Raw genomic sequence first — 26050 nt, forward strand, 5'->3', positions numbered from 1 at the left:
AACACGACAGGAAAGAGAAATGTCCGCACAAAAATCGGCTGAAATCGCAGCCCGGCTGGACCGGCTGCCGCCTTCGCGCACGATCTGGACCATCGTCATCCTGATCTCGCTCGGCGGCATATTCGATTTCTACGATCTGTTCTTCACCGGCTACGTCGCGCCCGGCCTGGTGAAGTCGGGCCTGTTCACGCCGCAATCGCTCGGCTTCTTCGCCGCTCTGCACGCCATCCAGGTCGCCGGCGTCGGCACGTTCGTGTTTTCCACCTTCGCCGGCCTGTGGGTCGGCCTGGTCCTGTTCGGCCGGGTAGCGGACCAGTTCGGCCGGCGCTTCGTGTTCACCTGGTCGCTCGTCTGGTACATGGCCTGCACTGCGATCATGGCATTCCAGACGACGGGCGAGAGCGTCAATATCTGGCGCTTTATCGCGAGTGTCGGGCTCGGCGTACAGCTCATCACGATCGATGCCTATGTCTCCGAAATCATGCCGCGTAACGAAAGAGGGCGCGCGTTCTCGATCAACCAGGTCGTTCTGTTCGCCGTTGTCCCGGTTGTCGCCCTGCTCGCCTGGCTGCTGGTGCCGCTGCAGCCGGCCGGGTTCGACGGCTGGCGCTGGGTGGTGCTGATCGGCTCCGTCGGGGCGATCGTCGTGTGGTTCCTGATCGCGCGGATCCCCGAAAGCCCGCGCTGGCTGGCAACGGTCGGCCGGCTAGAGGAGGCGGAACGCATCATGGCCGATCTTGAGCGCCGCGTCGCGGCCGAGAAGAACATCACGCTGCCACCGCCGCAGATCGTTGTACACGCGACCGAAGGGGCCGGCTCCTTCTCCGAAATTTTCGGGCCCGCCTATCTCAAGCGCACGGTGATGCTCTCGATCTTCAATGCGGCACAGGTCATCGGTTTCTACGGCTTCGCGGCCTGGGTGCCGAGCCTACTGATCGCGCGCGGGATCACCGTGACCCACAGCCTCGAATACTCCTTCATCATCGCCATCGCGAATCCCTGCGGCCCGTTACTCGGCACGCTGTTCGCCGACCGGATCGAGCGCAAGACGCAGATCGTCCTGGGCCTTCTGGTGATGGGGATCGCCATGGCCGCCTTCTCGCAACTGAACAGCCCGGCGCTCCTGATCGTCCTGGGCGTCATCGTCACTCTGGCGTCCAATGTGATGTCATACGCCTATCACAGCTACCAATCGGAGCTTTACCCGACCCGTATCCGGGCGCAGGCCGTCGGCTTCGTCTATTCCTGGAGCCGCTTGGCCGCCGCCTTCGCCGGGCTCGTGATCGGCGCACTCCTGCACAGCTACGGTGTTCCCGGTGTCGCGATCTTTATCGGCTTGGCGATGGTTGTCGGCATCGTCGTGATCGGCCTGTTCGGCCCGTCGACGAAAGGTCTCGCCCTCGAACAGATCAATAATTAAGCGAAGCAGCCGCTTTTTAAAAAAAGCGGCGCAAAAACTTTTGTTATGCTGGGCCATGGGCGTTGTCGCCGACAACGCCCATGGCCCAAATTAACAAAGTTTTTTTGCTACTTTTTGTTCACAAAAAGTAGTCCTTCCTTTCGCTTGGCGAATTAACATTGCTCAATCAAATCTATTTTGAAAAACGGGGAGCGCACCGGAATGGATGTTGAAAAAAGCCCGGCTCAGCCAGACATCGCGGCATCGCGCGCACAGCCTTGGCATGCGGGGCTGACACCGCGTCACTGGCGGATCCTCCTGGGCAGCTATTTCGGTTGGATTTTCGATGGGTTCGAAGCGTTCGCGCTGGTGGTGGTGCTGCCTTTCGCGCTCAAATCACTCCTCACCGCGCATCAGGCGCAGACGCCTTCCTTCTACGCGGGTGCTGCCATCGGCATCACGCTGCTCGGCTGGGGCCTCGGCGGCGTGATCGGCGGCGTCCTGTGCGACTACATCGGCCGCAAGCGCATGATGATGCTCTCCGTCTTCTTCTACGCATTGTTCACGGGGCTGACGGCTTTCAGCACCAGCTTCGCCACGCTCGCGCTGCTGCGCTTCATCACCGGCCTCGCCATCGGCAGCGAGTGGAGCACGGGCGTCGCCCTCGTCTCCGAAACCTGGCCGGACCGCGCGCGGCCCAAGGGATGCGGCTTCCTGCAGTCCGGCTTCGGCGCCGGCGCTCTGCTCGCCGCTCTCATCTGGTTCGTGCTGTCCAGTTTCGAGCCGCTCGGCACCGAGACATGGCGCTTGATTTTCGCGGTCGGGTGCGTCCCCGCATTCTTCGTTCTCTACCTGCGGCGGGCCCTGGAAGAATCCGAGAAATGGGCCGCCGCCGTCAAGGCGCAGCACCATACGGCGGCGGACGGAACGGTCGTCACGACACGTCCTTTTACCCTGGCGGAAATTTTTCGCGACCCGGAAAGCCGCCGCCGCGTTCTGCTCACCACCACGCTGTCCTTCGCGGCGACGGTGGGCTGGTGGGCGGTTTCAAGCTGGCTGCCGGCCTACACGGCTCACCTCGCCCAACTTCGCGGCCAGCCCGCGGGGATCTGGGTGGCGCGCATGTCGCTCATCTACAATGTCGGCGCCATCGCCGCCTATCTCGCCTCCGGCTTCATCGCCGACGCGATGGGGCGGCGCCCCTACATGCTCCTCACCTTCGCCGGCTCCCTGGTGATGTCGGTGCTCACATACACTTGGCATGGCGCGCTCCCGCCGCTGATGCTCCTCGCCTTCTTCAACGGCGCCTTCACGCTTGGGCTGGGATTCAGCTGGATGGCGATCTACCTCGTCGAGCTTTACCCGTCGCGGGTGCGCGCAACCGCCAGCGGGTTCATCTTCAATGCCGCGCGGCTGGTGGCGTGGATCTTCCCGATCATCGCCGGAATTCTGGTCACCCGCTTCGGCGGCATTCCCAACGCCGCCCTCAGCATGGCCAGCGTCTATGTCATCGGCCTCGTCATTCCCTGGTTCCTGCCGGAGACGGCCGGGCGCCCATTGCCGCCGTAGGCGCAAGCAAAAAGAAAGCACTACTTTTTGTGAACAAAAAGTAGCAAAAAAACTTTATTAATCTGGGCCATGGGCGTTGTCGCCGACGCAGCCCATGGCCCAGCATAGCCAAAAGTTTTTGCGCCGCTTTTTTCAAAAAGCGGCCTCTTTCTTCTCTCCGAGATGCCGGCCTAAACTGCCGCAATGATCATTTCTGCCCCCAAACTGTTCCTGCACGGCGCGTTCAGCGAGCCTGGCGCCGTGCGCATCGAAGCCGGGCGGATCGTGGAAATCCTCTCCGGGCCAGTCGACGCGGATATCCGCCTCGAGCACGGGTTTCTTAGCCCCGGCCTGATCGACCTGCACAATAACGGCGCGTTTGGCGTCGATTGCGCCACCGCGCAGCCGCAGGACTGGGACCGGTATGTCGCCGGGCTTCTCGCACACGGCGTGACCGCGGTGCTGCCCACCATCGTCACCGCGCCGCTGCCCGCTTTGTGCGCGGCGGCCGAGCCTGTGGCGGCGGCGATGGCACGCCACGAAACCCTGCTCGGCTTGCATCTGGAAGGCCCGTTTCTGGCGCCCACGAAACGCGGCGCGCACCGGGTGGAATGGGTGCGCGACCCGGACGAGGCCGCGCTCGACACGCTTCTGAACCACGAACCCCTGCGGCGCATCCTGCGCCTGGTCACGCTGGCGCCGGAGCGGCCCGGGGCGCTGGCCGCCATAAGCCGGCTGGTCGCGGCGGGTGTCACCGTCTCGCTCGGCCATACCGAGGCCAGCGCAGCGCAGATGCGCGCCGCCGCCGCCGCCGGAGCGCGCCTGGTCACGCACGTGTTCAACGCGCAATCACCGCTGCACCACCGCGAGCCCGGCGCCCCCGGCGTGGCGCTCACCGATCCGCGCCTGTTCCCCTGCCTGATCGCCGACGGCGTGCATGTCGACCCGGCGGTGCTGCAAATCGCCTTCGCCGCCTGCCCCCGCGCGATCGCGGTCACGGATTCGCTTCTCATCGCGGGCTTGGCGGCAGGTGCAGAACAAGATTTTGGCGGGGCGCCGGTGCGGCTCGGGCCGCAAGGGGTCGGCTTGCGCGCGGACGGCACCCTCGCCGGCGCCGGCATCACGCTGGATGAGGGGATCAGGCGCCTGATCGCCGCCGGGGTGGCGCCAGAGGTGGCGCTCGCCGCCGCCACCGCGCGCCCGGCGGAAGCCCTCGGCCTCGCCGATCGCGGCCGGCTGGCGCCGGGCGCGCGCGCCGATCTGGTCTGGTGGGGCGATGATTTTCGCGTCCGCCAGGTCTGGACCGGCGCGGGCACACAGACCACCGCGCCGACAAGGGGGACAGAAACCGCGCGCGACGAAGTCTCGAACCTCGAAGAGCAGCCCACCGCAGACATCGTCAGCGCCTTCCTGGCGCAGGAGGGCGCTGCGCAACGCGCGCTCTCCGCCGCCGCCCCTGCCCTCGTCGCACTCGCCGACGCCGTGGCGGCGCGGCTGCACGCCGGTGGGCGGCTGTTCTATGTCGGCGCCGGCACCTCCGGCCGGCTCGGGCTGCTCGACGCGGTGGAATGCGGCCCCACCTTCGGCATCCCGGACGGGGTCATCGTGCCGGTTCTGGCTGGGGGCGAGATGGCCTTTCTGCGTGCCGCCGAGGGTGCCGAGGACGATGAGGAAGCCGCCATCGCCGCGCTGCTTGCGCATGAAGTCTCCGCCGCCGATGCGCTGGTCGGCATCGCCGCCTCGGGCGCGACCCCGTTCACGCTCGCCGCCGTCAAGCACGCCGCCGCCTGCGGCGCACTGACCGGCGCGATCCTCAACAGCCCCGGCGCACCGCTCGCCCAGGCCGCGCAGATCGCCGTGCAGATCGCCTCGGGCGCGGAAATCATCGCCGGCTCCACCCGCCTCTCCGCCGGCAGCACGCAAAAAATCGCGCTGAACATCCTGTCCTCGACGGTGATGATCCGCCTCGGCAAAACCTTCGGCCCTTATATGGTCGATGTCCGCGCCACCAACGAGAAGTTGCGGCGCCGCGCCGTCGGCATGACTGCAAAAATTGCAAATGTGTCAGAACCTGCAGCACTCCTTGCACTGGAGGCCTGCGGGATGCATGTAAAAACAGCCGTGGTGACGCTGCTGCTCGCGCTCTCCCCGCAAGAAGCGGCGCAGCGGCTCGAACGAGCGGGCGGTTCGCTACGGCGAGCGCTGAACGAGCGGATCTGAACGACGACGAGCGGAGCTGAAGGACAGAGACCGTGGCCGGCAGGCTGGTGACCATCGCGAAAGCCATCGATGACTTCATCATCGACCGTGCCTTGCAGCCCGGGATCAATGTCGCGCAGTGGTATTTGGGCCTTCCCCTCTATCTCATCGCCCGTGTCTGCACCGTGCTCGGCGCCGGCATCGGGGTGATCTGGCTGCACCGCTTCGACCGTTTCCCCAGCACCGATTTCTACCAGGACATGCTCTGCCTCGGCATCATGGTCATCGTCACCTTCACCCAGATCCGGGTGCATGAAGCCCACGCGCCGCAGCGCACGAATGTCTTGCCGGCGGTGCGCGCCACCGGGCTGTTCTGGCGCACCGCCTGGCTGCTCGACCTGGCGGTGTTCCCCTTGCAATGGCCGATCGAGGCGCATGGCGAACTCGGCTTCAACTTCGCCTGGACCCTGCTGGTGGTGCTGCCCTACTGGATCATCTGCTGCCGCCGCGAACCGCCGCCGCTACGGCGCGAAGTCGGCGTGCTGCGCCCGGTCACGATCTCCGCCCTTAGGTAAGCGAAAGAAAGGCTACTTTTTGTGAACAAAAAGCAGCAAAAAAACTTTGCTATGCTGGGACATGAGCGTTGTCACCGACACAGCCTCAGGCCTAGCGCGTGGCATCCGCTTCCTGCACCGATTATGCTTCTGGCAACAAAAGTGTTTGGAGCCCCGCATGACGTACGCGACCATGAGACGATATCTCTCCGCCTTCAATGATCAGCTCGCTATCCGTTCCAACCAGGTTTTCGCGACCATGGGGTTCTTCTGGTTCTGTCTGGTCTTCACGCTTATCCCGCTGCGCTGGCCGGCCGCCATGCCGTTCGTGCAATATGCCAGCTCCGGCGTGCTGCAGCTGGTGGCAATGCCGCTGATCGGCGTCGGCACCATCCTGGCGGCGCGCTCCACCGACCAGCAAGTCCGCAATCAGCACGAGGCGATGATGCAGACGGTGCAGAACATTCAGGCCATGATGACCGAGCTGCACCAGACGAACCAGGAGCTGAGCGCGCGCATAACGCGGGCGCTCGAGACCCAGGATGACCAGACTTAGGAAGAAAGCAGCCGCTTTTTGAAAAAAGCGGCGCAAAAACTTTTGTTATGCTGGATCATGGGCGGTGTCGGCGATAATGCCCATGACCCGGCATTAAGCCTTTCCTCTGCTCTTTGCACGGCAGCTTCCCACTCTGCCGATTTCCCCAGTTGCCTCCTGAATCCCTCTTGATATTTTATTCCGCGCAGGCGTATAGGCCGGCGATCGGCGGCGTTTTTCGCCGTCGTTTTTTTCAAACCGCACAGGAACACATGAACCCGCGATCTACCAGCCAGACCTCGGAGAGTGACAGTCGGCGCTTCGCGCCCGCTGACATCGCCGCCGTCTGGATCATCGCCCGGGCTGGAATGTTGGGGGCAGCGCGCACGAGCCGCTGACCCTTGAATCCCTCCCGGGTCCGCTGCCAACGCTGACTTAAGAGGAGGGATCATCATGATCTTTCGCCGCAACAAGACTCGCCTGATCTCGATCCCCGCTTTGCAGGAGGTCGTCTACGCCGAAATCCCACCGCGTCGCCGCGTCGTCGCTACCTGGCGCCGCGACGCGACCTCCGGCCGCATCACCATGGTGTGGAAGCTGGTCCAAACGGACGGAAAAAGGGCAGCCTAGAGCAAAAAGCTGGGCCGTGGGCGTCGTCGCCGACAACGCCCACGGCCCAGCATAAATAAAAGTTTTTGCGCCGCTTTTTTTAAAAAGCGGCTGCTTGCCTTACGCGGCGGCCTTCGCCTCGCGGCGGCGGCGGGTGAGCACGAACTCGGTATAGCCGTTCGGCTGGTTACGGCCGTCGAACACCAGGTCGAGCGCTGCAGCGAAAGCCGGGCCCTTGAAGTCCGGGGCCATCGGCTTGTAGGCCGCATCACCTGCGTTCTGCTTGTCCACCACCACGGCCATGCGCTTCAGTGTCTCCATCACCTGCTCCTTGCTGGCGATGCCCTGCAGCAGCCAGTTGGCGATGTGCTGCGAGGAGATGCGCAGCGTCGCGCGGTCTTCCATCAGCCCGACATCATGGATGTCCGGCACTTTCGAGCAGCCCACGCCCTGGTCGATCCAGCGAACCACGTAGCCGAGCAGGCCCTGGCAGTTATTGTCCAGCTCCTGCTGCACCTCTGCCGGATTCCAGTTTGGCCGGTCGGCGAGCGGGATGGTGAGCAGGTCGTCGAGCTTCGCCACCGGGCGAGATTTCAGCTCCTCCTGGCGCGCGGCGACGTCGACGGTGTGGTAATGCGTGGCATGCAGCGTCGCGGCGGTGGGCGACGGCACCCAGGCGGTGTTGGCGCCGGCCTTCGGATGCGCGATTTTCTGTTCCATCATCGCCGCCATCTGGTCGGGAGCCGCCCACATGCCCTTGCCGATCTGCGCCTTGCCCTGCAGCCCGCAAGCCAGGCCGAAATCGACGTTGCGGTCCTCATAGGCCTTGATCCACGGCGTGTTCTTGATGTCCGCCTTGCGGATGAACGCGCCGGCCTCGATCGAGGTGTGGATCTCGTCGCCGGTGCGGTCGAGGAAGCCGGTGTTGATGAACGCCACGCGCGACTTGGCCGCCTGGATGCAGGCCTTGAGGTTGGCGCTGGTACGGCGCTCCTCGTCCATGATGCCCATTTTCAGCGCGTTCGCGGGCAGCTTCAGCAGTTTTTCCACCGCGCCGAACAGGTCGTTGGCGAGCGCCACTTCCTCCGGCCCGTGCAGCTTCGGCTTGACGATATAGACCGAGCCCTTGCGCGAATTGGCGCGCGACTTGAGGTCGTGCATGGCGATCAGCGAGGTGAACACCGCGTCGAGCACCGTCTCCGGCGTTTCCTGGCCGGCGTCGAGGATCGCATCGGTCAGCATGTGGTGGCCGACATTGCGCACCAGCATCAGCGAGCGGCCGTGCAGCGTCACTTTCCCCTTGCCATCCGGCGCGGTGTAGGTGCGATCCGTGTTGAGCTTGCGGGTGAAAACCTTGCCGTTCTTTTCGACCGGGGCTTCCAGCGTGCCCTTCATCAGGCCGAGCCAGCAGCGATACACTTCCGCCTTGTCGGCAGCGTCCACGGCGGCGACGCTGTCCTCGCAGTCCATGATGGTGCTGATGGCGGATTCAAGAATGATGTCGGCCACGCCGGCGGCGTCGTCCTTGCCGATCGGGCTGGCCGGGTTGATCACCAGCTCGACATGCAGATTGTGGTTCTTGAGCAGGAGCGCGCTCGGGTGCGCGGCATCGCCATTGAAGCCGGCGAATTTCGCGCCGTCTTTCAGCCCGGTCTCGCCGCTCGACAGCGCCACGCACAGATGCCCGTTCTTCACGCGATAGGCCTGGGCGTCCTTATGGCTGCCATGGCTCAGCGGGAAATTGGCATCGAGGAAGGCGCGGCCGCGGGCCACCACTGCCTGCGCGCGCGCCTTGTTGAAGCCGGCCGTGCGCTTCGCATCACCGTCATCGGCGATCGCGTCGGTGCCGTACAGCGCGTCGTACAGGCTGCCCCAGCGGGCATTGGCGGCGTTCAGCGCGTAGCGGGCGTTGTTCACCGGCACCACCAGCTGCGGCCCGGCGATGGCAGCGATCTCGTCATCCACATGGTCGGTATCGACCGAGAAATTCGCCGGCTCGGGCAGCAGGTAGCCGATCTCCTTCAGGAAGGCCTGATAGGCGGCGGCGTCGTGCGTCTGGCCTTTATGGTCACGGTGCCAGGTGTCGAGCTTGGCCTGGAGCGCGTCGCGCTTGGCCATCAGCGCGGCGTTGCGCGGCGCGAACTCTTTCAGCAGCGCGGCAAGGCCTTCCCAGAAGGCGGCAGCGTCCAGGCCGGTGCCCGGCAGCGCTTCCTTTTCCACGAAATCATAAAGGACCGTCGCGACCTGCAGGCCGCCGGCATTGGTTCTGGGATCGGGCATCAATGGGCTCCTCGTTTTGCATGCATCAGATGCCGCATTGGCACGGAATTACAAGAGGCGGTAATTCATCCCCGCCGCGCCTGACCGTGGGAGCGGTCAGGCGCAGTGCTGACCATCCGCACCGTGCGTCGCCCGCTCGCCACGCCAGAATTTCGCCCCAACCGGCCCCGCTTTGAGCCGGATTACATTTTATTTATGTTTTCTTGTGCCCGTAAAAACGCCCAGGGCAACATCCCTCTTGCGGCGAAACTGTATTTCCGTCATCAACATAAGACGAGTTCGATCAAGAGCCGGGCTGGCCCACGGCCAAACTCGCCGAAACGAACCCAAGACGACCCAACGGCCGGAACGTTCCGGCCACCGAGATTAAGGACCGATGACCGCTCTGCCGATCGACTTTTCGATGTTCCGTTCGGATGAGATGCGGCTCACGTCCGCCCCCCTGTTTTATCCCCAGAATCGCGGCGTCGCGGCACCGAGAAGAAGAAGTTCTTCCCTGCCAGCGGACGCGGCGCATCGGAGTTCCCTACTTAATGACGAAAAAAATGTTGATCGACGCCAGCCACGCGGAAGAAACCCGCGTGGTGGTGCTGGATGGTAACCGCCTTGAGGATTTCGACGTCGAGACGGCCAATCGCAAGCAGATCAAAGGCAATATCTATCTTGCCAAGGTAATCCGGGTCGAGCCCAGCCTGCAGGCCGCGTTCGTCGAATATGGCGGCAACCGGCACGGCTTCCTCGCCTTCGGCGAAATCCACCCCGATTACTACCAGATCCCGGTCGCCGACCGGAAACGGCTGCTGGAAATGCAGGCCGAGGAAGAGGCCGAAGAGGCCCGCGCCGAAGCCGACGAGACGCCGCGCGCCGCGCAGCCGCTGGACGTCAAGCCGATTGAAATCCTCGAGGCTCCGCCGCCGGGCGAAACTCTGGAGGCATCGCCGGAAGGTGACGTCACCGCGCTTGAACAACCCGCCGAAACGCTGCCACAGGACGCGACAAGCGCCACACAAGACGAGACCGCGCCCGCCGGTGACGAACCCGCCCTCGAGGCGCCGGAGTCCGGCGCCGAGTCCGAGACCGCCCCGGCGCCGGAAAGCCTGGGCGGTGATGGCGACGACGCGGCCGAGGCGCGCGAGCGCCGGCAGCGCCAGCGCTTCCTCCGCAATTACAAGATCCAGGATGTCATCCACCGCCGCCAGATCATGCTGATCCAGGTGGTGAAGGAAGAGCGCGGCAATAAAGGTGCGGCGCTCACCACCTATCTCTCCCTCGCCGGCCGCTATTCCGTGCTGATGCCCAACTCGCCCACCGGCGGCGGCGTGTCGCGGAAAATCACCTCGGTCGCCGACCGCCGCCGCCTGAAGGAGGCGATGGCCGAGCTCGACGTGCCCCAGGGCATGGGGCTGATCGTGCGCACCGCCGGCGCCAACCGGCCGAAACCCGAAATCACGCGCGACTGCGAGTATCTGCTCCGCCTCTGGGACGACATCCGCGAGCGGACCATGGAAGCTGTCGCCCCGGCGCTGATCTATGAAGAAGCCAGCCTGATCAAGCGCACCATCCGCGACGTCTACACGCGCGACGTCGAAGAGGTGCTGGTCGACGGCGAGGAAGGCTTCCACGCGGCGCAGGACTTCATGCGCATGCTGATGCCCAACCACGCCCAGAAGGTGCGGCTCTGGACCGAAGGCCAGCCGCTCTTCTCGAAGCACCAGGTCGAAGCCCAACTCGATGCGATGCTGAGCCCGGTCGCGCAGCTGCGCTCCGGCGGCTACATCGTCATCAACCAGACCGAGGCTTTGGTCGCCATCGACGTGAACTCCGGCCGCGCCACGCGTGAACGCAGCATCGAGGACACGGCGCTGCGCACCAATCTGGAAGCCGCCGAGGAGATCGCCAAGCAGTTGCGCATGCGCGACCTCGCGGGGCTGATCGTCATCGACTTCATCGACATGGAAGTCCGCAAGAACAACGCGGCGGTCGAGCGCAAGATGAAGGACGCGCTGAAGAACGACCGGGCGCGCATCCAGGTCGGCGCGATCAGCCATTTCGGCCTGATGGAAATCAGCCGGCAGCGGCTGCGCCCCTCGCTCACCGAGGCCTCCCTGGTGGTCTGCCCGCATTGCGCCGGCATGGGCCATGTGCGCTCGCCGGAGAGCGCGGCGCTGCATATCCTGCGCGCGATCGAGGATGAGGGCGCGAAATTCCGCGCCGCCGAGATCGCCGTCACCTTGCCGCCGGAAATCGCCTTCTATCTGTTCAACCACAAGCGCGAGCGCCTCTCGGCCATCGAGGCGCGCTATAACATGCGGGTGATTTTCTCCCCCGATGCGGCGCTGACCGGCTCCAATTTCCGCATCGAAAAAATCCGCGCCCAAGCCGCCGCCGCGCCGGCTTTGCCGCCCGCCACCTATGCCGGGCCGGTCCAGCCCGAGCGTCCGGTGGAACGCCAGACCGAGCGCGCCGAACGCGCCGCACCGGTCGAGACCGCAGAAGCCGATGGGGCGGAGGACCAGGAAGCCGACGCGCCGAATGCCAACGACACCGCCGAGGAGGGTGAGCGCAAGCGCCGCCGCCGCCGCCGCCGTGGCAAGCGCCGTCCGGATGCTGGCGCCGAAGCGGCCGCCGCCTCCGCGCCGGAGAGCGAAACCGGCGACGCGGCCGGCCCCGAGACCACGGAAATCGCGGCGGAACAGCCGGTGGAACAAACGGTGGAACAGTCGAGCGAGCTCGATCTGGTTCTGGCCGCCGCCCTCGGTGAACCCGTCGAGGTCGTCACCGAGATGATGGCCCCGGCCGAGCCCGCAGCCGAAGCGCCGGCCGAAGACGCAGCACCACGCCGCCGCGCCCGTGGCGGCCGCCGCCGCACCGGCGAGGCCCCGGCAGCACCTGTGGAAACGCCGGCCGAACCGGTTTTCGCCGACATCGCCGATATTTTCGAAGCGGCGGAACGCGTCGAAGCCGCAACCCGCCAGAAGCGCACCCGCGCCAAGTCCACGAAGACCGCCAAGGCGACCAAGGCCGCACCCGCGGACGAGATCGTGGCGCCGACCGAGGCCGTTCAGCCCGAACTTCTGGCCGAAACCGCCCCGGTGATGGACAGCGCCCCGGCCGAAACGACGGCCATCGTCGAAGCCACGGTGCCGGACACGCAGGTGAAGCCGATCGTCATCGGCGCCACCGAAGCCCCCGCCGCGGAGAAAAAGCGCGGCTGGTGGCGCCGCTGAAGCGGCATCCAGGTAAGGTAAAGTAAGAAAAGGCTTCTTTTTGTGAACAAAAAGAAGCAAAAAAACTTTATCAATTTGGGCCATGGGCATTGTCGGTGACAACGCCCATGGCCCAGCATAACAAAAGTTTTTGCGCCGCTTTTTTTAAAAAGCGGCCGCTTTCCTCCGCCTGAGCGCCCCTTCCTTGTGAGCCGGCGCAAAAGTCACTAACCTGACACTCGATAAAACGTCCGACTGGGAATGCCTGCCCAAAACCACAAGCCAGGGCCGGTCGTAGACTTGATATCCCCTCCGCGACGGACCAAAATTGTGCTAGTGTGGCCCATCAAAGCCACTTTCAGGAGCGAGAATTTCCATGGCTTACAACCCGAACGGCAACTCATATCGCACCGCGCAGGCCGGCTATGCCGCCTCCAGCAGTGCGGCGCTGCTCGATCAGGGCCTGCGCGCCTATATGCTGCGCGTGTACAACTGGATGGCGTCCGGCCTCGTCCTCACCGGCCTGGTGGCCTACGCCATCTCCCACACCAGCCTGATGGATGCCTTCTACCCGCTGGTGCAGACCGCCTCCGGCGCCTTCGTCCGCGCCCCCACGCCGCTGGCCTATATCGCGATCTTCCTGCCGCTGGTCTTCGTGATGGTGATGAGCTTCGGCATCAACAAGCTCTCCACCACCGCCGCCCAGGCACTGTTCTGGGTATTCTGCGCCGCGATGGGCGCCAGCCTGACCAGCATCTTCCTGGTCTACACCCAGACCTCGATCGCCGAAGTCTTCTTCGTCACCGCGGGCACCTTCGCCGGCACCAGCCTTTACGGCTATACCGCCAAGCGTGACCTCACGAGCTTCGGCAGCTTCCTGGTCATGGGGCTGATCGGCATCCTCATCGCCATGCTGGTCAACGTCTTCCTGCACTCCCCGGCGCTTAATTTCGCCGTCAGCGTGCTCGGCGTGCTGATCTTCACCGGCCTCGCCGCCTATGACACCCAGCGCATCAAGACGAGCTACCTGCAATACGGCTCTTCCTATGGCGTCGCCATGGCCGGCAAGCGCAGCGTCTACGATGCCCTGGCCTTGTACCTGAACTTCATCAACCTGTTCATGTTCATGCTGCAGCTGTTCGGGCAGCGCAACAGCCGCTGAACGGATAAGAAAGTGGCCGCTTTTTAAAAAAAGCGGCGCAAAAATTTTTGGCTGTGCTGGGTCATGGGCGTTGTCACGGACAACGCCCATGACCCAAATCAACAAAGTTTTTTTGCTTCTTTTTGTTCACAAAAAGAAGTCTTCCTTCCTTCTAACCTTCTAGCGGCCTAGCGCCGCCTGCATTTCGGTCCATTCGCGCTTGGACAAGCCGGAAGAGGCCTGGTCCACCGCCTCGCCTGCCAGCTGCCTGCGCAGCACCTCCAGCATCTTCGCGGAGAACGTCACCGCGCCCAGCCGGTAGTCCCGGAACGCGGCGTAAGACAACGGCACCCAGGCCTTCACCGTCTCCAGCATCGCCTCGGCATAGACGCGGATCTCGTATTGCGCGTGGCTGTCGGCGCGCAAGCGGAGAAAGTGAAAGAGGTTGTGCAGGTCGGTCTTCCAGTACCATTGGGTATAGGTGTTCAGCGTGAGGTTCATCCGCGCCAGCTCGCGCGCCAGGCCGATATCCTCCTCGAGCATCAGCTCGTAATGCCCGTAGGTCTGCTCCGCGTCCTGACGCAGCAACGCCAGCACCTGCTGGGCGGTCCCCTCGCCCAGCACCTCGCCCCGTCCCTGGCGGTTGTCGATCGACTGCGCCGCCAGCTGGTGCGGCGCCGGCAGATAATAGTCCTTGTCCATGATCGAATAGCGCGCCGAATACTCGTTCACATTCGCGGTGCGATGCCGGATCCATTGCCGCGCCACGAAAATCGGCAGCTTCACATGAAACTTGATCTCGCACATCTCGAACGGCGTGGAGTGGTAATGCCGCATCAGATAGCGGATCAACCCCTCATCCTCGGTGGTCTTGCGGGTGCCGCGCCCATAGGACACGCGCGCGGCCTGCACCACCGCGGAATCGTCGCCCATATAGTCGACGACACGGATAAACCCGTGATCCAGCACGGGGATGGCGGAGAACAGCATCTCCTCCAGCGCCGGGACGGTGGGACGGCGCGTCGCATGGCTCTGCGCGCGCGCGGTTTCGATCTCAGTTTTCTGGTCCGGTGTCAGGCTCATAATGCCTCTCTTCCATATCCCGGCGAGATTGCCTATATTGGTCGTGCCGGCTTGCCGGCTATGGTGATAAACGGTGCGTGGAATAATCGTTGTGGACCCGGGGGCAGTACCCGGCACCTCCATATATTCCAAGCGGCCCGATTCAGACTGCGCGGCTTGTCGCCGCTCCGTCATCGGGACGCTTCGGGGTTATGAGGGGGTGAAACAGGCTCGACACGCGTGGTAAAGACCCATCTTTTGCCCGGCATTGTACCGCCGTTATCGGGCTATATTATAAATGCGAACGATAACAACGTTGCATTCGCGGTCGCTGCCTAACTAGCAGCTAAGCGCGGTTCGGGGGGCACCGGGCAACAGAAGCCCCCCACTTCACATTTCCGCGCGAATACGCACATCTTGCCCGCCGCCTCACGCGGCCCGGCAGCCCCTCCGGCTGCCCGAGCAACTTCGCACAGGGAATTCCCATCAATGGCACAGTCCGAACAAATCCACGTTTTTGCGATCCTGATCGCCCAGCCGGGCAAGGAGCAGATCCTCCGCGACGCGCTCCTGGCGATGATCGAGCCGACCAAGAAGGAACCGGGCTGCATCAGCTACATGATCCATCAGGACCAGAAGAACCCGGCCGCCTTCTATTTCTTCGAAATCTACAAAGACCAGGCCGCGACCGACTTCCACATGGGTTCGCCCTACCTCGCCGCACTGGTGGACGAGGTCGGCCCGATCCTTACCGCCCCGCCGGTGATCGCCCAGACCAAGCTGATCGGCGGCTCATAAGCGAAGAAAGGCTACTTTTTGTGAACAAAAAGTAGCAAAAAAACTTTATTAATCTGGGGCATGGGCACTGTCGCCTACAACGCCCATGACCCAGCATAACAAAAGTTTTTGCGCCGCTTTTTTCAAAAAGCGGCTTCTTTCTTCTGCGCAAAAAAAGGCGGCGCATAAAGCGCCGCCAAGTTTAGGGAGGAAACGTCCAAGAAAGACAGGAGAGAAACTCATCCTGTCGAGGGATGTAATAGGCGATCTCCCTGTCCGCTCACAAGCGAGCTTTGTGCAGCGCAGAATTGTTGGAAGCAGTCGCCAACTGTACTGTTATTCATAGCAACCCTGCGCGGCGTGCAGGTTTCTGCAGAGAATAGCTGTAACCTATCGGGGTACTAGAACGATCACTGCAGCCTGCGCCGCGATACCCTCGCCGCGGCCGGGAAACCCAAGCTTCTCGGTGGTCGTCGCCTTCACGGAAATTTTCTCGATGTCCACGCCCAGCAGTTCCGCCAGCCGCGCCCGCATCGCCGGCGCGTGCGGGGTGATTTTCGGCCGCTCGCAGATCAGCGTGACATCGGCATTGGCCAGCTCCCCGCCCCGTGCGGCGATCCGCGCGGCGGCATGGCGCAGGAAGCGGGCGCTGTCGGCGTCCTTCCAGGCCTCTTCGGTGGGCGGGAAATGCCGGCCGATATCGCCCTCCGCCAGCGCGCCATAAATGGCGTCGCACAGCGCATGGATGCCCACATCGGCATCGGAATGCCCGGCCAGGCCCAGCTCGTGCGGCACGGTGACACCACAAAGAATCATCGGGCGATCGGGCGCCATGGCGTGGACGTCGAATCCGGTGCCGATACGGGGGATCATGCAAGCTCCTGCTGTTAAGTTTCAGCGGCAGATGTGACGAGCCCCGCCCGGCGCGTCAACCATAAGCGAGGGCTCACAAGGCAGACGCCCGCACCACACGCATGCACGGCGCTCTTTTTATGCATATCCTTTCGCAAGGCCGATTGCGCTGCGCGGATTCGGTCTGTAATTTGCACAAATCATGAGCAATGACTTTTCTCCTCTCATCAAGCCGATCACCCTCGGCAGCGGACCAAAGGCGGTCACGCTGCCGACACCGGTGATCCTGGCACCGCTCTCCGGCGTCACCGACCTGCCCTTCCGCGCCTTGGCCAAATCCCTCGGCGCCGGGCTGGTGGTCTCGGAGATGATCGCCTCCTGGGCGATGGTGCGGGAGAACCGCAACACCATGCGCATGGCCGAGGTGGTCGCCGGCGGCGGCCCCTCCTCGGTGCAGCTGGCCGGCTGCGACCCCGACGCCATGGCCGAGGCGGCGCGCATCGCCGTCGCCAACGGCGCCGACCTGATCGACATCAATTTCGGCTGCCCGGTGAAAAAAGTCGCGGTCGGCCAGGCCGCCGGCTCGGCGCTGATGCGCGACGAGCTCCAGGCGGCGCGCATCTTGGAGGCCACCGCCCGCGCCGTCGAGGTGCCGGTGACGCTGAAGATGCGCATGGGCTGGGACCATGCCAGCCTGAACGCCCCCGCCCTCGCGCGCATCGCCGAAGCCTCCGGCATCACCATGATCACCGTGCACGGCCGCACCCGCCAGCAATTCTACGAGGGCGTGGCGGACTGGGATTTCGTGGCGAACGTGAAGCAGGCGGTGTCGCTCCCGGTCATCGTCAACGGCGACATCACCACGGAGCAAAAGGCGGAAGACGCGCTGCGCCGCTCCGGCGCCGATGGCGTGATGATCGGCCGCGGCGCCTATGGCCGCCCCTGGTTCCTCAAACAGGTTTCTGATTACCTCACCACGGGCGTGCTCACCCAATCCCCCAGCCTCGAGGACCAAAAGGCCATTCTGCTCCAGCATTACCGCGCGATCCGCGCGCATTTCGGCGAGGGCCCCGGCGTGCGCCTGGGGCGCAAACATGTCTCCTGGTACAGCCACGGCCTGCACGGCTCCGCCGCCTTCCGCGCGCAGATGAACCGGCTGGACAACGGCGCCGCAGTGGAACAGCTCATCCACGATTTCTACGACCCTCTGATCGCCTCCGGCTTCGTGCGCCAGGACGAAATGGCGTTGGCAGCATGAGGGCGCATGGGGATGGTGGGGCGGCCATGCGCCAAACCAATAAGCATGCTGCCGCGACCCGCAGGGGAGCGGCAGCATGAACACTGCAAGACGGGTCTTCGGCATTCTCAAGCGCTCCGGTACAGCGGCGCGAAATGTCACCCTCGACCCGGCGCAGATCCTCGCCGCACTGCCGCTCGCCGTGGCGGTGCTGAACGAGCAGGACTGCTTCGTCTCCGTGAATTACGCGGCCGAGGAGTTTTTCGGCTCCTCCCGGGCGCTGCTGCTCGACTCTCCGCTCAGCGACATCCTGCCCGCGGACCATCCGGTGTTTCTGGTGCTGGAGCGCGCCCGCCACGACGGGCTGACCATCGCCGAGCACGACATGATCCTGGAAAGCCCGCGCATGACGCGGCGCGGCTGCTCGGTGCAGGCTGCCCCGCTGCTGGAAAATCCGGGCTTCGTGGTGCTGACCTTGCAGGACGAATCCGCCGCCCGCGCACTCGACCAGCAAATGTCCGCCCGCAACGCCGCGCGCAGCATCACCGGCATGGCGGCGATCCTGGCGCATGAGGTGAAGAACCCGCTCTCCGGGATACGCGGCGCCGCGCAGCTGCTGGAGACCAGCGCCCCGGTGCAGGACCGCGAGCTCGCGGTCCTGATCCGCGACGAGGCCGACCGCATCCGCGCCATGGTCGAACGCATGGAAACCTTCGGCGAGAAAAAGCTCGAACGCCAGGCGGTGAACATCCACCGCGTGCTGGAGCATGTCCGCCGGCTCGCCGGCTCCGGTTTCGCCACGAACGTGAAATTCATCGAGAGCTACGACCCCTCGCTGCCGCACGTGCACGGCAACCGCGACCAGCTGATCCAGGTGCTGCTGAACCTGGTGAAGAACGCCGCCGAGGCGATCGCCGGCATGGACCGTGCCGATGGCGAGATCCATCTCTCCACCGGGTTCCAGCGCGGCGTGCGGCTCACCGCCTCCTCCGGGCGCGCGCGGGCCAACCTGCCGCTGTTCGTCGCGGTGCGCGACAACGGCCCCGGCATCCCCGACGACATCCGCCGCCATCTGTTCGAGCCCTTCATCAGCACCAAGGCAACCGGCAGCGGCCTCGGCCTCGCTCTGGTCGCGAAAATCGTCGCCGACCATGGCGGGCTGATCGATGTCGACAGCCGCCCCGGCCGCACCGAATTCCGCATCAACCTACCGGTCTTCGAAGAACCCTCTGAGAGTAGCACCTGATGACCCTGCCGACCATTTTGATCGCCGACGACGATCGCTCCATCCGCACCGTGCTGACCCAGGCGCTCGGGCGCTCGGGCTACCAGGTGCGCGCCACCTCCTCGGCGGCGACCTTGTGGCGCTGGGTCGAGGATGGCGAGGGCGACGTGGTCATCACCGACGTGATCATGCCCGACGAAAACGGGCTGGACCTGATCCCGCGCATCCGCCGCATCCGCCCGGAACTGCCGGTGATCGTGATGAGCGCGCAATCGACTTTGACCACCGCGGTGCAGGCGACGCAGCGCGGCGCCTTCGACTATCTGCCCAAGCCCTTCGATCTGGGGGATCTGCTCGCGGTGGTTGATCGCGCGTTGAAACAGCCGATCGCGCCGGCCGGCGCGGCGGAGGGACCCAAACCGAACCCCGACGACGCGCTGCCTCTGATCGGCCGCAGCCCGGCGATGCAGGAGATCTACCGCATCATCGCCCGCCTCACGACCACCGACCTCACGGTGATGATCAACGGCGAGAGCGGCGCCGGCAAGGAGCTTGTGGCCCGCGCGCTGCACGATTACGGCCGCCGCCGGCAAGGCCCGTTCGTCGCCATCAACATGGCGGCGATCCCGCGCGAGCTGATCGAAAGCGAGCTGTTCGGCCATGAGCGCGGCGCCTTCACCGGCGCCACCAACCGCCATGTCGGCCGCTTCGAGCAGGCCAATGGCGGCACATTGTTCCTCGACGAGATCGGCGACATGCCGCCCGAGGCGCAGACCCGCCTGTTGCGCGTGCTGCAGGAAGGCGAGTTCACCACCGTCGGCGGCCGCCAGCCGATCCGCGCCAATGCCCGCATCGTCGCCGCCACCCATCGCGACCTGCGCGCGCTGATCCGCTCCGGCCAGTTCCGCGAAGACCTGTTCTACCGCCTGAACGTCGTGCCGATCCGCCTGCCGCCCTTGCGCGAGCGCCCCGACGACATCCCCGTGCTGGCCCAGCACTTCCTCAATAAGGCGCAGAGCGAAGGCCTGCCGGCCAAAACGCTGGACCCGGGCGCCATGGCCCTGCTCTCCACCTATCGCTGGCCGGGCAATGTGCGCGAGCTGGAGAACCTGATCCGCCGCCTCGCCGCTCTGGTGCCGCAGCCGGTGATCACCGAGGCGCTGCTGGCCGAGGAACTCGCCGACTACGTGCCCATGGAAGAGCCGGTGGAAGCCGCCGGCAGCGACGACCCGGACACCATGGCCGCGGTGGTGGAGCGCCATGTCAACCGCCTGCTCGCCGCGATCCGCGAGAGCGGCGAGGAAGGCGTGCTCTACGAACGCGCGCTGGCCGAACTCGAGCGCCCGCTCATCCGCATGACCCTGGCGGAAACCCGCGGCAACCAGATCCGCGCCGCCGCCCTGCTCGGCCTCAACCGCAACACCTTGCGTAAAAAGATCCGCGAGCACGGCATCGGCGTGCAACGCCGGGTGGGCTGATGGCAGCCCGGCCCGAGACAAGCTCCCGCTCCTGGTCAGGCAACGTCCTGGACATTCTGCTCGGGCGCGTCTCGACGCTGCTGGTCGCCTCGGTCGCGCTCACCCTCGGCATCGCCTCCTTCGCGGTGCTGGCCGGGCGGATCAAGCTGGACGTGCATTCCGGCGCCGCCGTCGGCATGATGGTGGCGGATTTCGCGGCGCTGCTGATGCTGATCATCGTGCTGGTCGGCCGCGTCACCCGCGTGGTGCTGGAGCACCGGCGGGGTGCGGCCGGGGCGCGGCTGCATGTGCGGCTGGTGCTGCTGTTCGGCGGCGTCGCCGCCGTGCCGGCCATCCTGGTCGCGGTGTTCGCCATCGTGTTCTTCAATTTCGGCATCCAAGCCTGGTTCAACCAGCGTGTGCAGACCGCCCTGGACGAGAGCAACCAGGTCGCCCAGGGCTATCTCGCCGAGCATAACAACGACATCCGGCTCGACGCCCTGGCCATGGCCGGCGACCTCTCGCAGAACGGCTCGGTGTTCTTCGGCGACCCCAACGAGTTCGCCAACTATCTCGAAGTGCAGGTGGCCGAGCGCGGCCTGACCGAAGCGGAGATTTTCGGCCCCGAGAGCGGCATGGTCGCTTCCGCCGGGCTGTTCGGCGGCATCGCCGCCACCATGCCCGATGCGCGCATCCAGGCCCTGGCCCAGGCCGGCCAGGTGCCGGTGATCGCCCCTGCGGGCAGCACCGTCGAGCAGGCGGTGATCAAGCTCGACATCACCCCGCCGCTGATGCTGATGATCGAGAAGCCGATCGACCCGTCGATCCTCGACCATGTCCGCCACACGCAGCAGGCCGTGGCCGAGTACCAGCGCCTGTCGCACAACCGCGCCGGGCTGGAAATCTCCTTCGCCCTGGTGATCGCCATCCTCACTTTGCTGGTGCTCTCGGCCCTGGTCGGCTTCGGCCTGGTCATCGCCAACCAGATCGCCAAGCCGATCGGCCATCTGATCCGCGCCGCCGAGAATGTGCGCGCCGGCGACCTCTCGGTGCGCGTGCCCGAACGCGACACCGGCGACGAGATGGCCGGGCTCTCGCGCGCCTTCAACCGCATGACCGCGCAGCTCGGCGCGCAGCGGGCCGAGCTGCTGGACGTCAACGGCCAGCTCGACGAGCGCCGGCGCTTCACCGAGACGGTGCTGGCCGGCGTCTCCGCCGGCGTCATCGGCCTGGACAGCAAGGGCCGCATCGAATTGCCCAACCGCGCCGCTTCGGAGTTGCTGCGAATCGACCTGCCGCCCCAGACTGGCCAGAGTTTGGCCGAGGTCGTGCCCGAATTTCAGCCGCTGATGGCCGCCGTGATGGCCAATCCTGAGCGCCCGGCGACGGCGGAAATCGAGCACGGCCCGGCGATGCATAAGCGCGTGCTGCTGGTGCGCATCGGCGCGGAGATGAAATTGGGCATGGCGGACGGGTTCATTGTGACCTTCGACGACGTCACGGAACTGCTCTCGGCACAGCGCAAGGCCGCCTGGGCCGACGTGGCGCGGCGCATCGCCCATGAGATCAAGAACCCGCTGACCCCGATCCAGCTCTCCGCCGAGCGGCTGAAGCGCCGCTTCGCCAAGGAGATCACCTCCGACCCCGACAGCTTCACCCAATGCGCCGACACGATCGTGCGGCATGTCGGCGATATCGGCCGCATGGTGGACGAATTCTCCACCTTCGCGCGCATGCCGGCACCGGTGATGCGGCCGGAATCGCTGGAACGCCTCGCCCGTGAGGCGATGGTGCTGCAACGCGTCGCGCAGCCGCAGATCGAATGGGTGGTCGACATCCAGGAGAGCCCGCGCGCCACCTGCGACCGGCGGCTGATCGGCCAGGCCTTGACCAACCTGCTCGCCAACGCCGCCGACGCGGTGGCGATGCGCGAAGGCGCGAAACATGTCACACTGCGCCTCCAGGCCGACGGCGCGAATGCGGTCTTCAGCGTCATCGATGACGGCGTCGGCCTGCCCACGACCGACCGCGCCCGCCTCACCGAACCTTATGTCACGCACAAGCCGAAAGGCACCGGGCTTGGTCTTGCCATCGTCCGCAAGATCATGGAGGACCATGAGGGCCGTCTCGAATTGCTCGAAGGCCCCGCCGGCGTCGGCGCCGAAGTACGTCTGGTCCTGCCCGCTCTGCCCGCGGCGTCTGAACCGGCCAAGGAAGATGTTAAGGAGATGCCCTCAAGATGACTGAAATCCTGATCGTCGACGACGAGCCGGATATCCGCCTGCTGGTCGAGGCGATTTTGCGCGACGAGGGCTTCGAGGCCCGCACCGCAGCCACCGCAGATGAAGCGATCGCCGCCTACCGGGCCCGCCGCCCGGCTTTGGTGATCCTCGACGTCTGGCTGCAGGGCTCGAAACTCGATGGCATCGGTATCTTGGACGTGCTGCATCAGGAAGTGCCGCGTGTGCCGGTGGTGATGATCTCCGGCCACGGCACGATCGAGACCGCGGTCGCGGCGATCCAGCGCGGCGCCTATGACTTCATCGAAAAGCCCTTCAATTCCGACCGCCTGCTGCTGGTGGTGCGCCGCGCTTTGGAAGCGGCGAAACTGGCGGCGGAGAATGCCGAACTGCGCCTGCGCGTCGGCAACGACACCACGCTGACCGGCGAGGGCCACGGCGTCGCCACCCTGAAGAGCGCGCTCGAGCGCGTCGCCCCCACCGGTTCGCGCGTGCTGATCACCGGAGCGCCCGGCTCCGGCAAGGAGACAGTGGCGCGCCTGATCCACGCCAAATCCCGCCGCGCCGATGGGCCGTTCGTGATGCTGAACTGCGCGGTTCTCGCGCCGGAGCGCTTCGAGGCGGAATTGTTCGGCGTCGAGGCGGGGGTTGACGGCCAGGGTTCGCCGCGCCGCATCGGCGTGCTCGAGCGCGCCCATGGCGGCACGCTGCTGCTCGACGAAGTTGCCGACATGCCCCTGGAAACCCAGGGCAAGATCGCCCGCGTCTTGCAGGACCAGAGCTTTGAACGCGTCGGCAGCGGCACGGGCACGCGCGTGAAAGTGGATATCCGCGTGCTCGCCTCCAGTTGTCGGGACCTGACCGGCGCCATCGCCGCCGGGGCCTTTCGCGAGGACCTGTATTACCGCCTAGCCGTGGTGCCGCTGCGCGTGCCCTCGCTGAAGGAACGGCGCGAGGACATTCCGGAACTGGCGACCAGCTTTCTTATGCGTGCGGCGGAAACCTCCGGCCTGCCGATCCGGGCGCTGGCCTCCGACGCCATCGCCGCCCTGCAGGCGCATGACTGGCCGGGCAATGTGCGGCAGCTGCGCAACGTCATGGATTGGCTGATGATCATGCGCAGCGGCGAGACCACGGATCTGTTCCGCGCCGAGCATCTGCCGACCGAACTCTCCGTCCACGCGCCCCGCGCGCTCGCCATCGACCCGTCCGCGGACGTGATGGCGATGCCGCTGCGCGAGGCCCGCGACGTGTTCGAGACGCAGTATCTGCAGGCGCAGCTGCTGCGCTTCGGCGGCAACATCAGCCGCACCGCGAATTTCGTCGGCATGGAACGCAGCGCCCTGCACCGCAAGCTGAAGCAACTCGGCATCGGCGCCGCCGAGGAGCGCATTCAGGCTTAGAAAGGAAGGAAAGCTACTTTTTGTGAACAAAAAGTAGCAAAAAAACTTTGCTATGCTGGGTCATGGGCGGTGTCGGCGACAACGCCCATGACCCAGCATAAAAAATTTTTGCGCCGCTTTTTTTAAAAAGCGGCCGCTTTCTGTCTTAAACCGGTGGCCTCGTCCCCAGCCCATCGCCCCTGACCGGGAGCGAAATAATGGCGCGCAGGCCGGGATGGTTGTCCGCCAGGTGCAGCGTGCCGTTATGCAGCTGCGCCACTGCCGCCACCAGTGCCAGGCCGAGCCCGGAGCCGGCGGTGTTGCGCGCCGCCTCGGCGCGGAAAAACCGCTCGGTGGCGCGGCCGCGATCCTCTGGCGCGATGCCGGGGCCGCGATCGGCGATGCTGATCTCGATCACCCCCTCGTCCAGCTTGGCCCGGAAACCGATGACGGTGCCGGGGGCGGTGAATTTCAGCGCGTTGTCGAGCAGGTTCGCCACCGCCTGCTGGACCAGTTCACGGTCGCCCAGCAGCGGCAGCCTGCGGTCGATCTTGGTTTCCAGCATCAGCCCGCGCTCCTCGGCCACGGCGCGGTACAGCTCGTCGATGTCGCACAGCATCGGCGCCAGGTCGATCTTGGCAAAAGCGGCGCGGCGCGAGCCGGCCTCGATTTCGGCAATGCGCAGCAGCGCCTCGAACACGCCGACGATCCCGTCGAGGTCCTGGGTCGCCCGCTCGATCGCCGATTGCAGGTCGTCCACGCAATGCGCGTGCAGCGAGGCGTCCTCCAGCCGCGTGCGGGCGCGGGTGATCGGTGTGCGCAGGTCGTGCGCGATGGCGTTGGAGACCTGCCGCACCCCGTCCATCAGCCGCGAGATGCGCTCCAGCATGTCGTTGATGATCTCGGCCAACTCGTCGAACTCGTCGCCATCCCCGGTCTTGGGGACGCGCCGCGTCAGGTCGCCTCGGGCGATCGCCCTGGTGGTGGTGGAAATGTCGCGGATCATGCGCCGGAACAGCGAGCGGATCAGGAACGCGCCGATGATGCCGAGCGCGAACATCATGCCCAGCGCCCAGAGCAGGCCGTCGCGCAGCACGTTGCGCAGCTCCGAGCGCGCCCGCACGTCGCGCCCGACCAGCAGCTGGTCGCCGCCCGGCAGCGTCGAGGCCCGCAGCAGCGCGATCGAGCTCACCCCATGGCGGTTCACCGGCAGCTGGTACCAGGTGCCGGCCTCGGTCAGCCCGACCGGCCATTGGTCGAGATTGCCGATGATGCGATTGCCCATCGGATCGAGCAGCAGATAGATGCCGTCGGAGTCCAGCGCGTCGGTCATGCGGTCATGGATCGCCGCGATCACCGACGGCAGGCCTCCGCTGCTGAAACGCTCGTTCAGGGCGATCGAATCATTGCGGATCGACATCTCCACCTGGCGCTGCAGCAGGCCGACGGTGGAGTACCAGAGCGAGAAGGCCAGCAGGAAGGCCGAGACGCCGAACACCACCGCGTAGATCAGCGCGAAGCGGATGCCGGCGGAGCGGATCAGCGGGCGTGCACGGCGTTTCTGCGGCCGCGGGGCCGGCACTGAAACGGCCGGCGGCACAGCCCGCCACCAGCCCGCGCCAGATCGCTGATTTGTCTCCATCAGGTCATGCCGTCTGCCGTTAAACCTCTTCAGACTTCAACATATAGCCGGCATTGCGGACCGTGTGCAGCAGCGGCAGGTCGAACGGCTTGTCGATCTTCTGCCGCAGCCGGGACACGTGCACGTCGATCACGTTGGTTTGCGGGTCGAAATGGTAGTCCCACACGCCCTCGAGCAGCATGGTACGGGTGACCACCTGCCCGGCATGACGCATCAGATATTCCAGCAGACGGAATTCGCGCGGCTGCAGGTCGATCCGTTGCGCGCCGCGGCGCACCGAGCGCGACAGCAGGTCCATCTCCAGGTCGCCCACCACCAGCCGGGTGGTCGGCCCGTCGCTCTTGCCGCGCCGCGTCAAGGCTTCGACCCGCGCCAGCAATTCCGCGAAGGCGAACGGTTTGGTCAGATAATCATCACCGCCCGCCTTCAGCCCCTTCACCCGATCATCAACCTGACCGAGGGCGGACAAGAAAACCACCGGCGTCGCATTGTCCTGCGCCCTTAACGTTTCCAGCAGGCGCAGGCCGTCGATCCCGCCGGGCAGCATGCGGTCCAGGATGATCGCATCGAAATTTTCCGACGCAGCCAAAAACAAACCGTCGCGGCCGTTGTCGGCATGTTCCACCGTATGGCCCGCTTCGCGCAGGCCTTTGACAACAAAACCGGCAACATCCTTGTCGTCTTCCACGACGAGTATACGCATCT

Annotated in this window: 19 protein-coding genes, 1 other RNA gene and 1 pseudogene; 16 read left to right on the forward strand and 5 right to left on the reverse strand. The window is 65.2% G+C overall.

The genetic code is table 11. The features are described 5' to 3' along the window. Positions 1-19 precede the first annotated feature (19 nt). The 7 genes from VGG47_RS13665 to VGG47_RS13695 all read left to right on the forward strand — a co-directional run bounded on the left by VGG47_RS13665 (position 20) and on the right by VGG47_RS13695 (position 6865). Entirely contained in the window at positions 20-1420 is a 1401-nt protein-coding gene (locus VGG47_RS13665; protein ID WP_331539483.1) for an MFS transporter, read from the forward strand. 201 nt (positions 1421-1621) lie between these two features. After that, complete coding sequence (locus VGG47_RS13670; RefSeq protein ID WP_331539485.1) at positions 1622-2968, forward strand: MFS transporter; 1347 nt, start codon at positions 1622-1624, stop codon at positions 2966-2968. A gap of 183 nt (positions 2969-3151) precedes the next feature. Beyond that, complete coding sequence (locus tag VGG47_RS13675) at positions 3152-5167, forward strand: N-acetylmuramic acid 6-phosphate etherase (RefSeq protein ID WP_331539487.1); 2016 nt, start codon at positions 3152-3154, stop codon at positions 5165-5167. 32 nt (positions 5168-5199) lie between these two features. Next, positions 5200-5721: a hypothetical protein gene (locus tag VGG47_RS13680; RefSeq protein ID WP_331539489.1), complete on the forward strand. Its 522-nt coding sequence runs from the start codon at positions 5200-5202 to the stop codon at positions 5719-5721. A gap of 157 nt (positions 5722-5878) precedes the next feature. Beyond that, positions 5879-6256 (forward strand): hypothetical protein, encoded by a 378-nt coding sequence (locus tag VGG47_RS13685; protein ID WP_331539491.1) that lies wholly within the window; start codon positions 5879-5881, stop codon positions 6254-6256. A 251-nt stretch (positions 6257-6507) separates the two neighbouring features. Then, positions 6508-6633, forward strand: coding sequence for a hypothetical protein (locus tag VGG47_RS13690; RefSeq protein ID WP_331539493.1), 126 nt, complete (start codon positions 6508-6510; stop codon positions 6631-6633). A 55-nt stretch (positions 6634-6688) separates the two neighbouring features. Then, entirely contained in the window at positions 6689-6865 is a 177-nt protein-coding gene (locus VGG47_RS13695; protein ID WP_331539495.1) for a hypothetical protein, read from the forward strand. A 99-nt stretch (positions 6866-6964) separates the two neighbouring features. Here VGG47_RS13695 and VGG47_RS13700 read toward each other — a convergent pair whose 3' ends face one another. Further along, entirely contained in the window at positions 6965-9124 is a 2160-nt protein-coding gene (locus tag VGG47_RS13700) for a malate synthase G (protein WP_331539497.1), read from the reverse strand. Positions 9125-9657: 533 nt separating this feature from the next. On the opposite strand from VGG47_RS13700, the gene VGG47_RS13705 reads away from it, so the two are divergent. Continuing rightward, positions 9658-12351, forward strand: coding sequence for an Rne/Rng family ribonuclease (locus tag VGG47_RS13705; protein WP_331539499.1), 2694 nt, complete (start codon positions 9658-9660; stop codon positions 12349-12351). A 355-nt stretch (positions 12352-12706) separates the two neighbouring features. Further along, positions 12707-13492 (forward strand): Bax inhibitor-1/YccA family protein, encoded by a 786-nt coding sequence (locus VGG47_RS13710; RefSeq protein WP_331539501.1) that lies wholly within the window; start codon positions 12707-12709, stop codon positions 13490-13492. A gap of 159 nt (positions 13493-13651) precedes the next feature. Here VGG47_RS13710 and thyX read toward each other — a convergent pair whose 3' ends face one another. Then, positions 13652-14554, reverse strand: a complete 903-nt coding sequence (thyX, locus tag VGG47_RS13715; RefSeq protein ID WP_331539503.1) for an FAD-dependent thymidylate synthase — start codon at positions 14552-14554, stop codon at positions 13652-13654. A gap of 6 nt (positions 14555-14560) precedes the next feature. Between thyX and ssrA the strand changes: the two genes are divergently transcribed. Together ssrA and VGG47_RS13725 are read left to right on the forward strand one after the other, a co-directional pair. Beyond that, positions 14561-14923: a transfer-messenger RNA gene (gene ssrA / locus VGG47_RS13720) on the forward strand. Positions 14924-15022: 99 nt separating this feature from the next. Continuing rightward, positions 15023-15331, forward strand: a complete 309-nt coding sequence (locus tag VGG47_RS13725) for a putative quinol monooxygenase (protein WP_331539505.1) — start codon at positions 15023-15025, stop codon at positions 15329-15331. A gap of 369 nt (positions 15332-15700) precedes the next feature. On the opposite strand, the pseudogene ispF reads toward VGG47_RS13725, so the two are convergent. Then, positions 15701-16183, reverse strand: a pseudogene (ispF, locus tag VGG47_RS13730) (2-C-methyl-D-erythritol 2,4-cyclodiphosphate synthase); the annotation flags it as partial. A 181-nt stretch (positions 16184-16364) separates the two neighbouring features. Here ispF and dusB point away from each other — a divergent pair. From dusB to VGG47_RS13755, 5 genes are all read left to right on the forward strand, one after another. Then, on the forward strand, positions 16365-17420 hold the full coding sequence (dusB, locus tag VGG47_RS13735; protein ID WP_331539507.1) for a tRNA dihydrouridine synthase DusB: 1056 nt from the start codon (positions 16365-16367) through the stop codon (positions 17418-17420). Positions 17421-17496: 76 nt separating this feature from the next. Further along, the gene (locus VGG47_RS13740) at positions 17497-18645 is read left to right on the forward strand and encodes a two-component system sensor histidine kinase NtrB (RefSeq protein ID WP_331539509.1); all 1149 of its coding nucleotides are present in this window, start codon (positions 17497-17499) and stop codon (positions 18643-18645) included. Further along, positions 18645-20102, forward strand: coding sequence for a nitrogen regulation protein NR(I) (gene ntrC / locus VGG47_RS13745; RefSeq protein ID WP_331539511.1), 1458 nt, complete (start codon positions 18645-18647; stop codon positions 20100-20102). Before VGG47_RS13740 ends, ntrC begins: the two co-directional genes overlap by 1 nt. Further along, the gene (locus VGG47_RS13750) at positions 20102-22324 is read left to right on the forward strand and encodes a sensor histidine kinase NtrY-like (RefSeq protein ID WP_331539513.1); all 2223 of its coding nucleotides are present in this window, start codon (positions 20102-20104) and stop codon (positions 22322-22324) included. The genes ntrC and VGG47_RS13750 overlap by 1 nt, the downstream gene beginning before the upstream one ends. Beyond that, entirely contained in the window at positions 22321-23724 is a 1404-nt protein-coding gene (locus tag VGG47_RS13755; RefSeq protein WP_331539515.1) for a sigma-54-dependent transcriptional regulator, read from the forward strand. The genes VGG47_RS13750 and VGG47_RS13755 overlap by 4 nt, the downstream gene beginning before the upstream one ends. Positions 23725-23869: 145 nt before the next feature. On the opposite strand, the gene VGG47_RS13760 is transcribed toward VGG47_RS13755, so the two are convergent. Both VGG47_RS13760 and VGG47_RS13765 read right to left on the reverse strand, forming a co-directional pair. Next, the gene (locus VGG47_RS13760; RefSeq protein WP_331539517.1) at positions 23870-25345 is read right to left on the reverse strand and encodes a sensor histidine kinase; all 1476 of its coding nucleotides are present in this window, start codon (positions 25343-25345) and stop codon (positions 23870-23872) included. A 19-nt stretch (positions 25346-25364) separates the two neighbouring features. After that, positions 25365-26048, reverse strand: a complete 684-nt coding sequence (locus VGG47_RS13765) for a response regulator transcription factor (RefSeq protein ID WP_331539519.1) — start codon at positions 26046-26048, stop codon at positions 25365-25367. Positions 26049-26050 lie beyond the last annotated feature (2 nt).

The sequence above is a fragment of the Acidocella sp. genome, from assembly GCF_036489515.1.
Classification (GTDB): domain Bacteria; phylum Pseudomonadota; class Alphaproteobacteria; order Acetobacterales; family Acetobacteraceae; genus Acidocella.